Raw genomic sequence first — 13621 nt, forward strand, 5'->3', positions numbered from 1 at the left:
CGGGTCACCTGACCCGCTGGACATTCAGATCAGGCTCACTACACTCGGAACGAATTTCATTGTTCGTTCCGGGAATTTTTTTATGTCGCAAAAAACCATTATTGCGCTGGCCGTCGCTGCGGCGCTGACTCTTCACCTGACCGGCTGTGGCAAGGCGCCAGACTCTGCAGCGCCTGCGGCAACGGCGCAGACCGAAACGGTTACCCTGAAATCGGGGATTGAACTGGGTAACCTCGATACTCAGATGAAACCACAGCAAGATTTCTTTCGTTACGTGAATGGTAACTGGCTGGCGAAAACCGAGATCCCAGCCGACAAATCGCGTTGGGGTAGTTTTGACGAGCTGCGATATAACGCCGAAAAGCATGTGCTGGAGTTAGTGCAGCAACAAGCCGCTAAACCAGCAGATATTGGCACTGATGCGCAAAAGATCGGTGATTTGTACCGCGCATTTATGGACACTGCAGCGATTGACGCCTTGGGCCTGACACCGCTAAACGCAGATATTGCCGCCATCGATGCGTTAAAAACACCGGCCGAACTGGCAGTCTTCTGGGGCAAATTGCAACCGCAGCGTTATGGTACGCCGCTGACCTTGTTTGTTGGTCAGGACCAAAAAAACTCCACGCAATATATCAGTCTGGTGAATCAATCTGGTCTTGGTATGCCAGACCGGGATAATTATCTGAAAACGGACGAAAAAGCGGAAAAAATCAAACAGCAGTACCGCTGGATGATCGCCAAATTCTGGGAACTGGCCGGCTGGCCGGACGGCACCGCGGCGGCAGATCGGATTTATGCCATTGAGCAACAACTGGCCACTATTCAATGGAGCCGGGTGCAAAACCGTGACCGTACCGCAACGTATAACAAAATGACCCCGGCGGAACTCGCCACTGCAGCCCCTGGATTTGACTGGAGCGGATTCCTGCAAGGCGCCGGCATGCAGGGCATCGACAGTCTGGTCGTGCGTCAGCCGACATATCTCAGCGAATTCGCCAAATTACAAAGCCAAATCAGCCTGGCTGACTGGCAGCTGTATCTGAAATTCCATTTAATCCGTAGCCACGCGGCGCTATTGGCCAGTGGCTTTGAACAAGCCAGTTTCGATTTTTATGGCCGCGCCCTGAACGGTCTGCAGCAGCAAAAACCACGGGAAGAACGTGCGGTCGCGGCGATTGATGAAGCGCTTGGTTTTATGGTCGGCAAGCTTTATGTCGAAAAACATTTCAAACCCGAAGCCAAAGCCCGGATGGAGCAGCTGATTAAAAATCTGCGCGCCGCTTTTGAACAGTCAATCAATGGCCTCGAGTGGATGAGTCCGGAGACCAAACAACAGGCACTGGCCAAGCTGGCGAAATTTAATACCAAAATTGGTTACCCGGACGTCTGGCGTGATTACAGCTGTCTGGAAGTGAAAGCCGGCGATCTGGTGGGCAATATGCAACGCAGCAGCGCCTGTGAATATCAGCGTAATACCAGCCGTCTTGGCAAACCAGTCGATCGCACGGACTGGGGCATGACACCTCAAACGGTGAACGCTTATTACAGCTCGACAATGAATGAAATTGTGTTCCCGGCCGCCATTCTGCAGCCGCCATTTTTTAATGTCGAAGCTGACGATGCGGTGAACTATGGTGCCATCGGCGGCGTGATTGGCCATGAAATTACCCATGGCTTTGACGATCAGGGCCGACGTTCAGATGGCGACGGCAATTTACGCGACTGGTGGACGCCGGATGATGAACAGAAGTTCAAACAACGTGCGCAGCAGATGATTGACCAATACAGTGCCTTTAATCCGATTGACGATTTACACCTGCAAGGCGCGTTGGGGCTTGGTGAAAACATCGCCGATCTCGGCGGTCTGACCGTGTCGTACCGGGCATATCAGAACTCACTTGCCGGTAAACCGGCACCGGTCATCGACGGTTTTACCGGTGAAAAACGCTTTTTCATCGGCTGGTCGCAGGTCTGGCGGATTAAATTCCGTGATGAAGCACTGCGTCAGCAAATCATTACCGGGCCACATTCGCCGGGCATGTATCGCGTGTTAGGCGTGCTGTCGAATATGCCGGAATTTTATCAGGCCTATGATGTGAAGCCAGGTGACGGTATGTACCGGCCGGATGAGGTCCGGGTCAAGATCTGGTAAAGCCCGGATGTTTCATGAAAAAAACGGGACTTGCGTCCCGTTTTCTTTTTATTTGGCATGTCGCCGCACGAATGTAGCGAAATTGTATCAGATCACCACGCTGTCATTTGGCCGGCGCAAGCGACTGTGTATAATCGCCACATCTTTTTGCGAAGGGAATTCATTTTGAAACTGCTCTCTGTATTAATTAGCTGTGCCGCTGTGCTCTCTGCACCGGCGTCTGCCGGGTGGTGGATTGAAGCCGATGATTTAGCGCTGCGGAACGATATCCAGCTGTTAGCTGATTCAGGCCATATCCGGCAGCCCATCAATACTTATCCGCTGATGTGGAGTGGCATTGTGCAGGACTTGCAGAGTCTGGATGCTGATGCTTTGTCACCGGATCTGCGCGATGCTTTACAACGTGTGATGATGCTGTGGCAACGCGACCGACGTGATGTCCAGGCCAGTCTGAGGCTTGCTGGTGAAACAGAACAACCGGCGGTGCTGCGTTTTGGCGATACCCTGCGGGACAAAGCGCAGGCGCAGGCGAGTGGCAGCTATCAAACCGACCGCATCAGTGCCCGGCTGCAGGTCAGTCAGGTCAGTCAGCCATTTGATCAGAATCGCAGCCGTCTTGACGGCAGTTATGTCGCGGTCAAAGCCGGCAACTGGATTATCAGCGCCGGTGCGCTGGAAAAATACTGGGGCCCGTCATTTGACACCAGCGCGATGTTGTCGACCAATGCCCGCCCGGTGCCCGCAGTGACACTGAGCCGGAATTCGAGTGTGGCTGAGGCAGAGGATTGGCTGCCGGCCTGGACCTTCACCACCAGCTTTGGTCAGCTCAGCAGCCGGGCAGAAGTACCTGACGCTAAACTGTGGCAGGCCAGACTGGGGATTAAACCACTGAATTCACTGGAAATGGGCTTTAGCTGGGTGATGACTTACGGCGGCCAGGGGTATGGCAATGGCCTGAACGACTGGTTTGATGGCTTGTTCCGTGGTGGTCAAATTGAAGGGACAGAAAACATGCTGGCCGGTTACGACCTGCGCTGGAGTACCAGCTTGCTCGACCAGCCGTTTGGTCTGTATTGGTCGGCCTTCGCCGATGATGTCAGCACCAAAACATTGCAGCTGTACAAAGTATCTTATCAGCTGGGCCTCGATACTTATGTACGGGCACTCAGCAGCCGGATTTATCTGGAAATCATTGATACCGCCATTGACTGCAGTAATGACCGTAAATTCAACTGTTATTACGAACATACGACACATCGTGACGGTTATCGTCGTTATGGCCGGGCTTTTGGTACTTCGTATGATAATGACAGCAAGGCCTTGAATCTGGGTCTGCTGACGCAACTCGACAGTGCGACCAGCTGGCACAATAAACTGGCCTGGTTACGCTTAAATGTCGACGGCGGCCGGGTCGATTCACCGTCGCAGTGGACTCAAACCCAATTGCCGGCCCGCACCGTGTTGCTATGGCGCACTGAACAGCAGTGGCGCGATCAAGCGGACCAGTGGAAATGGGGTCTGGAGTTCAGCAATACGCTGGATAAAGCCAAGCAGCAACGTGACTGGCAAACTGAACTATTCCTGAGCTGGAGCCGTCAGTTCTGACATTTTGCATATTCTCTGCCTGAGTTTCTGCATACGTATGCAATTTGCCGGTGATTGACCGGCAGATTGCCCTGTTTTCGTCAGCTGGATCTGTGCCAGTGACCGCCGCTATTTAATCCTGGCATGAACTTTCTGCCCGCCCGCCTGAAATCAGTCATTTTTTTCACAAATTCTGTGCTATTCGTTACATGGGACAGGCCTCAAATGCGGGACATTTCGGTGCAGTCTGGCGTATTAGCGTCGTCTGAAGGTCCGGTTTTGCACAAGCAAGGTGCAGCATTGCAGGAAGTTGCACTGCTGCAGCGCAAAAGCATGATTATGAATACGTATTCATGTTGTATCGGGGTGAGCTTCCACATAGAAATAGCATGGTTGTTTTCCTTCATGCCCCTGGGTATGGAGCACGCAACCAAATAACTATGAAACACCACACCGGGGATGAAGGGCAATGAAACATTACAAACTCAACTTGCTGACGCTGGCACTGGCTGCGGCCGGTTTCAGTGCATCAGGCTTTGCGGCGCAAGAAACAACTACCGATACCGCAAAAAAACTCACACCAACTGAAGCGCGCGCCAAGGCGAAAGCCGAAGCCGCTGTCGAAATTATCGAGATCAAAGGTTTCCGCCGTTCTGTTGTTGAATCCATCAACACCAAACGTTTCTCGACCAACGTGGTTGAATCTATCTCTGCCGAAGACATCGGTAAATTACCGGATTCCAGTATCGCCGAATCGATTTCACGTTTGCCTGGTCTGGCGTCACAGCGTCTGGACGGTCGTGCCAGCAAAGTCAGTATCCGGGGTTTTGGTGAAAACGAAAGCGCCACCACTTTTAACGGCCGTGAGCAGGTCTCTATCGGCGACAACCGCGGCGTAGAATTCGATTTATACCCGTCTGAAATTATGAGCGGCGTGACCGTTTATAAAACACCAAACGCCACACTGGAAGCCGAAGGCATTGCCGGTGTGATCGACATGCAAACGGTCAAACCATTAAGCCGTGAACGCACTATTCAGTTCAACGGCCAGTACGAAATGACCAGCCTGGATAAACTGAACCCGGACGGCAAAGATTCAGGTGCCCGCGGCACTTTCTCTTACATCGACAAGTTCGCTAATGACACTATCGGTGTAGCTTTTGCTTATTCAAAAATGAGCTCACCAAACCAGGAAAAACGCTGGAACGCCTGGGGTTACCCGGAATTTTCTGTTGCAGGTAAGAACTATTCCATCCTTGGTGGTGCCAAGCCGTTTGTGCGTTCATCAGTACTGGACCGTGACTCCGCGTTGTTAGTTGTCGAAGCTGCACCAAACGACAAACTGAAAATGACGTTTGACGCGCTGTACGTTGATTTCTCTGACGAGAAAATCCTGCGCGGGATCGAAATTCCTTATGCCTGGGGTTATCCATCTGGTCCGGACGAAAGATCGCCAATGACTGCCATTTCGGTGGATCCCGCGACAGGTTTCGTCACAAGTGCCACAAAGAAAAATGAATACCTGGTGGTGCGCAACGACCTGGAAAACCGCGATGCCAAAATGAACGCTTTTGGTTTTAACGCCGATTACAACCTGAATGATGACTGGACCTTAAACTTTGACGCCAGCCACTCTTCAGTGGAACGCGAAATCTGGTCGTTTGAAAGCTATGCCGGTACTGGTCGTGGTGACAAGCTGGGCGTTGGTGACAATATTTCTTATGAACTGAAACCAGGCAACTCAGGCGCAATCTTTACACCAAGCCTGAACTACGGTGATTACAACCTGATTAAACTGGGTGGCCCGCGCAGCTGGGGTGGTAGCACAGCGCTGAACCAGAAATTTGGTGTGGTCGGTAACAGTTTGTACGAAAACACTGCTCAGGACGGTTTCATTAACGCACCAACCGTTGATGACGAAATGAGTGCATTTAAACTGGCTGCCACCCAGATGCTGGAAGACGCCGGTATGTTCACCAAGATGCACTATGGTGTGTCTTACAAAACCCGCGAAAAAGACAAAAAGTCTGAAGGTTACTTCATGACTTTAAAAGACTTCCCGGCCATGGTGACTGTGCCTGAGCAATACCGCATGGGTACTGTGAACCTGGACTTCATCGGCATGGGCAATATGATTGCTTATGATTCAGGCGCTATGCTGAATGACGGTTATTATGTGCTGACCAAAGAAAGTCTGACCAACCAAAGCCACTCGTTCAAAACCTGGACTGTTGGTGAAGATGTCACTTCACTGTATACCCAGGCTGATTTAGAAGCCGAAGTCGGCAACATCCCGGTGACTGGTAGTGTTGGCGTGCGTTATGTCAAAACTGAACAGGATTCACAAGGTACAGCCTTTGGCACTGTCAATGGCCTGATTGTGGCTTCACCAACAGATATCGATCACAGCTACAGCCATGTGCTGCCAAGCCTTAACCTGATTTTTGACGTGGCCGAGAACCAGTCTGTGCGTTTTGGTGCAGCGAAAACTTTGTCGCGTCCACTGATGGGTGACATGAACGCTTCTGTTGGCGCGACTTATAGCCAGCAAGTGGACAGCAATGGTAACAACTGGAGCGTCAGCGGTGGTAACCCGCTGTTAGAGCCAAAAGAAGCACTGGGCATCGACCTGTCATATGAGAACTATTTCTCTGATGAAGGTTATTTCTCTGTGGCTTACTTCTGGAAAGATCTGAACGAGTGGATCTTCGACGGTAAGTATCAGGTTGACTTAGCCGGTGTGGCAGATCCAAGCACTGGTCAGGTGCCACCGTCTTCACGTGCGACCGGTTCAGGTAAAGTCAACGGTGGTGGCGGTACGCTGCAGGGTACTGAATTCTCTGCAACAGTTCCACTGAGCGCCGTCAGCGACATTCTGGAAGGTTTTGGTCTGATCGCCAGCTACACCATCGTTGATCAGGATATTCAGGACCCGCTGGGTAAAGACTACGAGCTGCCAGGCCTGTCAAAAGAAATCATTTCTGCGACAGCGTTCTTCGAACGTAATGGCTTCCAGGCCCGCGTCAGCGCCCGTAAACGTGGCGACTTTAAAGGTGACGTCTATGGTATTGGTTTCGACACCCAACAAGTGGATATCGAAGGCGAGACTATTGTTGACGCGCAAATTGGTTACGACTTCGGCGAAGCCGGCTTTAAAGAGTTAGACGGTCTGTCTATCTTCCTGCAAGGCCAGAACTTAAGCGATGAGCCATTTGTGTCAACACAAGGCGACGCATTGAAGATCCGCGATTATCAGCAGTATGGCAAAACCTACCTGTTAGGCTTCAGCTACAAGCTGTAATTTCTGCCACAATCAAAGCCCTGGTTCGCCGGGGCTTTTTTTTGACAAACGGAGTCGTGATGCAAGCAAATAAACCAGTGCGTGAAGTAGTGATTTTAGGCGGCGGCACCGCTGGCTGGATTTCCGCGTCGCTGCTCGTGAAGTTACTGGGGAAGTCGATTCGTATCACTTTGGTGGAAAGTGATGAGATTGGTATCGTTGGCGTCGGCGAAGCCACTATTCCGCCGATCATGACCTTTAACGCAGCGCTTGGCATCGACGAAAAAGCCTTTGTCCGCGCCACCAAAGGCACTATTAAACTTGGTATTGAATTTGAGAACTGGCGGCAGATTGGCGACCGTTACATGCATGCTTTTGGCAGCATCGGCAAAGAATTCCCCAGCTGTAATTTCCATCATTTTTGGGTGCGCAGCCAGAAGCTCGGCATGCCCTATGACTTCTGGGATTTTTCGCTGGCTTATCAGGCGGCCGTAAAACATAAGTTTGGCCATCTGGCAAAAATCGAGGGTGTGAATTTACCCGGTTTGTCTTATGCCTATCATTTTGATGCCGGGCTTTATGCGCAGTTTTTACGCCAGTTCAGTGAAAACCTCGGTGTGCGGCGCATTGAAGGCAAAGTCGGTCAGGTGCTGCGCCACGCAAACAGCGGCGATGTGGCAACGCTGGTGCTGCAAAATGGTGAGCAGGTACACGGCGATTTATTTATTGATTGCAGTGGCCTACATGCGCTGCTGATCGAAAAAACCTTAAACACCGGTTATGAGGACTGGAGCCATTGGTTGCCGGCGGACAGCGCGCTGGCTGTGCCTTGTGCTTCGGTTGAGCCAATCACGCCATATACCAAATCCATCGCCCACGCCAAAGGCTGGCAATGGCGCATTCCGCTGCAACACCGCATCGGCAACGGTTTTGTTTATTCATCCAAATATTGCAGCGACGAAGAAGCCAAAGCGACTTTGCTGGCCAACCTCGATGGCGAACCATTGGCTGAACCGCGTAAAATCAGCTTTAAAACCGGCCGGCGCCGTAAGCAGTGGAGCCATAACGTGGTCAGCATTGGTTTATCCAGTGGCTTTCTCGAACCGCTGGAATCGACCAGTATTCACCTCATTCAATCCGGTGTGCTGCGCTTGTTGAAGTTTTTCCCCAACAACGGCATTTCGCCGGCGATGCGCGACGAATTTAATCGTTTATCACAGATTGAATTCGAGCAGATCCGTGACTTTATTATCCTGCATTACAAGCTGAACGAACGCACCGACAGCCAGTACTGGCTGGACTGTGCGCGGATGGATGTGCCGGAAACCTTGCGCCGTAAAATGGCGATGTTCCGCGACACCGGCATGGTGCAGCGCGAACAGGATGAGCTGTTTTCTGAGATCGCCTGGCAACAGGTGATGATAGGTCAAGGGGCGATTCCGCAGGACTATCACCCATTGGTTGAGGCGTTAAATGAGACTCAATTGAGAGATTTAATGGATAACCTCAAAGCGGTGATGCAGGTCACGGTCAACCGCTTGCCACCCCATCAGGATTTTATTGATTACTGTGTTCGCTGAGGGCCGGATGAAAAACATCAACACAAGCTTCATTTGGCTGACGGTGCTGGCGATGAGCGCCGGCGCAGCGGCTAATCCCGGGCCTTTACAGGTACCATCACCGGATTGGCGTGACCAGGTGATTTATTTTGTGCTGACCGACCGCTTTGCCGACGGCGATCCTGCTAATAACGATCAGGGCGTTGGCGAATATAACCCGGCGAAATCCAGCCACTACAGCGGTGGCGACCTCAAAGGTATTCAGCAGAAGCTGGATTATATACAGGGACTTGGCGCAACTGCTGTCTGGTTGACACCGCCGGTTGCGAACCAGTGGTGGAGTGAAAAAGCCCAATACGCCGGTTATCACGGTTATTGGGCCACCGACTTTGCCAATATCGACGCCCACTATGGCACGCTGGCGGATTATCAGGCGCTGTCGCGTGATTTACATGGCCGCGGTATGTATTTGATCCAGGATATTGTACTCAATCATACCGGCAATTTTTTTGGTTACGACGGCCCTTATGATGCGACTGACACGGCAAAAAACTTCGTATTGTATGAGGGGGAGAGCAGCGCGCAGCGCGCGCCGGTACAGCCACCGTTTGACCAGATCAACCGCTTAAATCCGGCGCATGCCACTGCCGGCATCTACCACTGGACACCGCCGATCAGCGATCCGACCGTACCGGGGCAGGAATTTAACTATCAGCTGGCAACGCTGGCCGATTTAAACACGGCCAATCCAAAGGTGCGTCAGGCGCTCAAACACAGTTACCGTTATTGGCTGGAGCAGGCCGGCGTGGATGCCTATCGCATCGATACCGCCAAGTATGTTGAACATGAATTCTGGCAGGATTTCCTGCACGCGCCGGATGGCGTGTTGGCCAAAGCGCGTGAACTGGGCAAACAGCATTTTTTGGCCTTCGGTGAAGTGTTTGAGGCGTCTAAACCGTTTCAGGCTGACGGCGAACAGAAAATCCGGCGTTTTCTCGGTACTCGAGAGCAGCCTGAGCTGAATTCTGTCATCGCCTTTCCGTTGTATTTTGAGCTGAATCAGGTGCTGGCAGAAGGCCGGCCGCCGGCGCAGCTCGGTTATCGTTTGCAGCAACATGTCAGTCAGTTCACTCAGCCCCATCTGCTACCAACGTTTCTGAATAATCACGATACCAAACGATTTCTGGCGGCGGGCAGTCCAGCCGCTTTTCTGCAGGCTTATGCGTTGCTGTTTACCATTCCTGGTATTCCGGTGATTTATCAGGGCGATGAACAGCTGCTGCCCGAAACGCGTCAGGCGATGTTTGCCGGTGGCTGGGGCGCGACGGGTGATGCATTTAACCGTCAGCACATTATGTATCAGCACATTCGCCAGTTGGCGGACTTACGCAAACAGCACAAATTATTCAGCCGTGGTGAGTTTAAACTGCTGCAGGCCGATGCACAGGGCGCCGGTATTCTGGCTTATCAGATGCGCGCTGCGGGCAAAACGGCTGTGGTGGTGATGAATACTGCCGACAGTCCGCGCCTGCTCAGTGCGTTGGCGCTGGGCAGTCAGAAAGCCGAAGTGTTGTGGCAAAGTCCGGGCGCGTTGTCGGCGTCGCTGCAACCGAACAGTGCCGGTGAGCTGACGCTGGAGCTGCCTGGCCGGGCCGTGCTGGTGCTGCAACCTCAGGCCGGCAGCAGTGTCAGTCCGCTCAGCAGCGCTGCGGTATTGCAGTGGCAGTCGTTGCCCCAAGGCACGTTACAGCATGATGTCTGGTTAAGTGGCCACACCGATAAGCCGCAAGCAGTGATCCTGCCGGTGCTGAATGGGCAACTACAGCAACTGCCAGCAATCCGGGCCGCAGCCGATGGTTCTTTCCGGTTTTTACTGCCAGTGCGGGATTTAGGCCGGCATCAACAGCGACTGCAGTTGTATCAGCCCAAAACCGGCGCTCTTAGCACGGAATGGCAATTTCAGACGGAAGTGTCCAGAGCCAGCTGGCAAGCCGATGTTGCCGACCCTGCCGGAGATGACCATGGGTTTGACGGCAGTTACGCCGGCCCGACTCAACAACATTCGCAGCAGCAACGCGATATCCGTGCTCTGCGTGCCCGTGCCGGCGGCAATGTGCTGGAACTGGAACTGCACATGCAGCAAATCAGCCAGTTCTGGGCACCCGCCAACGGCTTTGACAATGTCCATTTGGCACTGTTTTTCCATGTACCCGGCGTACCACATTTGCCGTCAGCCTCTGAACTGCCGGGCTTGCAACGTGAGATGCCACAGCAGCTGAACTGGCAGTTAGGACATTTCCTGTTTGGTTGGGGCAATTCAGTATTTAATGCAGAAGGTGCGAACCAAACCGGCACCGGGAAAAAGCTCGGTGCCGCGCCGCAGCTGCAGGTGGATGCTGCCAAAGGCCTGATCCGCATTCGTTACGATGCGGCTGCACTCGGGTTACCGGGCTGGGAAGGGGCAAAAATTTATTTGTCGAGCTGGGATAAAACCGGTGAAGGTGTGCTGCGCGAGATCGGACTGACGCCATCGCCGTGGAATTTTAAAGCATCCAGTCTGGACGCACCTAAAGTGATGGATGATCTGTGGCTGGAACTGCAGCCGGTGACTGCCTCAGACCAGCCTGACTAACAGACGACAGGTCTGACCTTAAAATAAACGGGAACTGCAGTGATTTTCCTCAGTCACAACTCAAGTCTGGGTGGTTATCAGACACTGGTGATAAATGGAGGGAAAGATTGATGATGTCAAAAATCCGCAGCCGGATCATACAGTTCCTGCAGTTAAGCCAATGCCGGTTTGACGTGGATGGTCAAAAAATTCATACCTGTAATGCCTGTCTGACTTTTCTGGAACAAGCGTTGCTCATCGAACGCCCCGGCAAACCCAGCCGCTTCATGCCCTACGACAAATTGAATCTGGACCGTTTGTTGTTCCTGATTAACCCGGCTATCCGGGTACATTAAGCCGCAGCACATTGGCAGCTTTATGTTATTTTGCTGAGATTCGACAGCGTCCGTGTTGAGGAGTCCGGACATGACTGATCTGCGAATAGCAACATTAAATCTGTTGAATTTTGCTGCGCCGCCGCTGGCTTGTTATGAGTGGGACAATATTTATTCCGAGGCGCAGTGGCTGCAAAAAACCAATTGGCTTAAGAGCTTGCTGCAACAACAACAGCCAGACGTGCTGGCGCTGCAAGAAGTGTTCTCCGTCGATATTTTACATCAACTATTAGCCCCACTGGGTTATCACTGGTTTGCCACAGTGGAGACACCGGTACTGGTCGATGAGCATGTATTCAACAAACCGGTGGTGGCCATTGCCAGCCGTTATCCGATCCTCAGTACTGAAGCGGTCCCTGCCAGTCCGGCGGCGCTGCAGCAGCTGGGGCTGACCAGTTTCCAGTTCAGTCGTAGCCCGCTATTAGTCCAAATCCAGACGCCGCAGTTTGGTCCGGTATTTGTCGCCACAGTGCATTTCAAATCACGCCGGCCGGCGGAGCTGACGGACGCCGCACTCGCACTGTGGGTCTCTGAGCTGCAACGTGGCCATGAAGCGGCCTTGCTGGCGCAGGCACTGGCCACACGCTGTCAGGCGCAGCCATTAGTGCTGGCTGGTGATTTTAATGATGTGCTGAGTTCGGCATTGTTACAGCCATTGCTGGCAGTAGATCGCAGCCAACGGCCTTTGTTTATGCTGCAGGACAGTGCTGATTTAGCGGTAGCGGGTACCAGACCCGCAACTCATTATCATGGTGCGGCCGGGCAAGTTCTGGATTATCTGTTGGTGTCGGCAGCGTTTGATCCGCGCCATCATCATGCTTGTGGTGAAGTCAGCGCTTATCAGGTGGTCGATCAGCACTTAGTCCGGCCTGAGTTTGCGCGTGATGGTTACAGCAGTGACCACGCGCTGGTACAAATTCAGTTACGGGCGCTCAGGCCTCAGTCGTAACGGCAATATTGTCAGAGGATGCGACCTGTTCGGACTCAACTGCTGTCGCGGCTACATCTGCTTCGGCATTGGCTTTATGTTTCAGCCGGATTGAGTTTTTCACCTGAATATTTTTCTTTTGTTTGGCACGTTTAGCGATTTTTTTCTTCAGGGCTTTAGCTGAGCACATGGCAGGGTTCCGGTATAAATCTCAAAGAAGGCTATTTTAGCGGATCCTGTGCGCCGCGCCCAGCTTTGCTTGTCCATCAAGCTGGTCGCGCAGTAGTTGTGGCCGGTAACTGAGTTCCAGTTGTTGTAATTCACCACTTTGTTGCAGCCGCCGGATGGCTTTGTTCAGTGCCGCCATGGTCGCTGCCCCAACGGTTTTTTGGCTGGCCATCAGATGCGCTGGTGTAATATGCAGTACCGGACTGGCCTGGCGGATATCCATCACCCGATCCGGGCCAACAAAATGATAAAACAGGTCGGCGTCGATCAGTACCAGCTCACCGCGGCTGGGTGTGGCAAATAGCAACTCGGTGCCGATTTTTGCATCCGGATAGGCGGTATAGCGTTTTTCCTGGCGAAACCGGTTGCGGTATTGTTCGAACTCGATGCCATACCAGCCACTGGCCGGGCCTATCAGGCGTAAACCCAGCCGCAATGCGTCGGCCAGGGTCAGAGTTTCCGGCAGATCGCTGCGGACTCTGGCATACAACCCAACAATTTCCTGCCGGTATGGCTGGCTGAACCAGGCAAAACGGGCGCGGTCCGGAGTTTTGGAGGCGCGGATCATCAGATCAATATCGCCGTCCTGCAGGCTTTTGATAATTCTGGCGCCGGTCATTGGTGTGACATGCCAGCGCCACTGACAACCAGCGGCCTGCATGATGGCCTGTACCATCTCCACATCCATACCACGCAGTTGCCCGGTGGTGTCGTAATAAGCCGACGGCGCATGTAAATCCAGATGGACCCGCAGCGGTTGTGGGCAAATGGAGTCAGCTTTAGCCCGCGCAGCCGCCGGACAGGCAAATCCTGCAAGTACCATCATTATTAAAATCAGTTGTTTCAACACATCATTTCCACAGGTATTTGCCATCGACCAG

9 protein-coding genes are annotated in these 13621 nt (G+C 52.7%); 7 read left to right on the top strand and 2 right to left on the bottom strand.

What is annotated here, in order from left to right:
• Nucleotides 1-82: 82 nt before the first annotated feature.
• The 7 genes from ATY27_RS07645 (at nt 83) to ATY27_RS07675 (ending at nt 12533) form a co-directional block, all read left to right on the top strand.
• Nucleotides 83-2155, top strand: a complete 2073-nt coding sequence (locus ATY27_RS07645) for a M13-type metalloendopeptidase (RefSeq protein WP_208933009.1) — start codon at nt 83-85, stop codon at nt 2153-2155.
• Between the two features lie 165 nt (nt 2156-2320).
• Complete coding sequence (locus tag ATY27_RS07650) at nt 2321-3760, top strand: capsule assembly Wzi family protein (protein WP_208933010.1); 1440 nt, start codon at nt 2321-2323, stop codon at nt 3758-3760.
• A 448-nt stretch (nt 3761-4208) separates the two neighbouring features.
• The gene (locus ATY27_RS07655) at nt 4209-7040 is read left to right on the top strand and encodes a TonB-dependent receptor (protein WP_208933011.1); all 2832 of its coding nucleotides are present in this window, start codon (nt 4209-4211) and stop codon (nt 7038-7040) included.
• Nucleotides 7041-7099: 59 nt separating this feature from the next.
• Nucleotides 7100-8599, top strand: coding sequence for a tryptophan halogenase family protein (locus ATY27_RS07660; RefSeq protein ID WP_208933012.1), 1500 nt, complete (start codon nt 7100-7102; stop codon nt 8597-8599).
• A gap of 7 nt (nt 8600-8606) precedes the next feature.
• Nucleotides 8607-11210, top strand: a complete 2604-nt coding sequence (locus ATY27_RS07665; RefSeq protein ID WP_208933013.1) for an alpha-amylase family glycosyl hydrolase — start codon at nt 8607-8609, stop codon at nt 11208-11210.
• Nucleotides 11211-11320: 110 nt separating this feature from the next.
• The gene (locus ATY27_RS07670; protein ID WP_208933014.1) at nt 11321-11545 is read left to right on the top strand and encodes a hypothetical protein; all 225 of its coding nucleotides are present in this window, start codon (nt 11321-11323) and stop codon (nt 11543-11545) included.
• A 70-nt stretch (nt 11546-11615) separates the two neighbouring features.
• Nucleotides 11616-12533: an endonuclease/exonuclease/phosphatase family protein gene (locus ATY27_RS07675; RefSeq protein ID WP_208933015.1), complete on the top strand. Its 918-nt coding sequence runs from the start codon at nt 11616-11618 to the stop codon at nt 12531-12533.
• Here the strand turns inward: ATY27_RS07675 and ATY27_RS07680 are convergent.
• Both ATY27_RS07680 and ATY27_RS07685 read right to left on the bottom strand, forming a co-directional pair.
• Entirely contained in the window at nt 12517-12702 is a 186-nt protein-coding gene (locus ATY27_RS07680; RefSeq protein ID WP_208933016.1) for a hypothetical protein, read from the bottom strand. The two genes, ATY27_RS07675 and ATY27_RS07680, sit on opposite strands and share 17 nt — an antisense overlap.
• A 36-nt stretch (nt 12703-12738) precedes the next feature.
• A complete protein-coding gene (locus ATY27_RS07685; RefSeq protein ID WP_208933017.1) occupies nt 12739-13566 on the bottom strand; it encodes a transporter substrate-binding domain-containing protein in 828 nt (275 codons plus the stop codon).
• Between the last annotated feature and the right edge of the window lie 55 nt (nt 13567-13621).

This window comes from Rheinheimera sp. F8, from assembly GCF_001518915.1.

Excerpts from the sequence above, each read along its gene's own strand:
- ATY27_RS07645 (WP_208933009.1), top strand. The coding sequence starts at position 83 with ATGTCGCAAAAAACCATTATTGCGCTGGCCGTCGCTGCGGCGCTGACT.
- ATY27_RS07655 (WP_208933011.1), top strand. The coding sequence starts at position 4,209 with ATGAAACATTACAAACTCAACTTGCTGACGCTGGCACTGGCTGCGGCC.
- ATY27_RS07660 (WP_208933012.1), top strand. The coding sequence starts at position 7,100 with ATGCAAGCAAATAAACCAGTGCGTGAAGTAGTGATTTTAGGCGGCGGC.
- ATY27_RS07665 (WP_208933013.1), top strand. The coding sequence starts at position 8,607 with ATGAAAAACATCAACACAAGCTTCATTTGGCTGACGGTGCTGGCGATG.
- ATY27_RS07670 (WP_208933014.1), top strand. The coding sequence starts at position 11,321 with ATGATGTCAAAAATCCGCAGCCGGATCATACAGTTCCTGCAGTTAAGC.
- ATY27_RS07675 (WP_208933015.1), top strand. The coding sequence starts at position 11,616 with ATGACTGATCTGCGAATAGCAACATTAAATCTGTTGAATTTTGCTGCG.
- ATY27_RS07680 (WP_208933016.1), bottom strand. The coding sequence starts at position 12,702 with ATGTGCTCAGCTAAAGCCCTGAAGAAAAAAATCGCTAAACGTGCCAAA.
- ATY27_RS07685 (WP_208933017.1), bottom strand. The coding sequence starts at position 13,566 with ATGATGGTACTTGCAGGATTTGCCTGTCCGGCGGCTGCGCGGGCTAAA.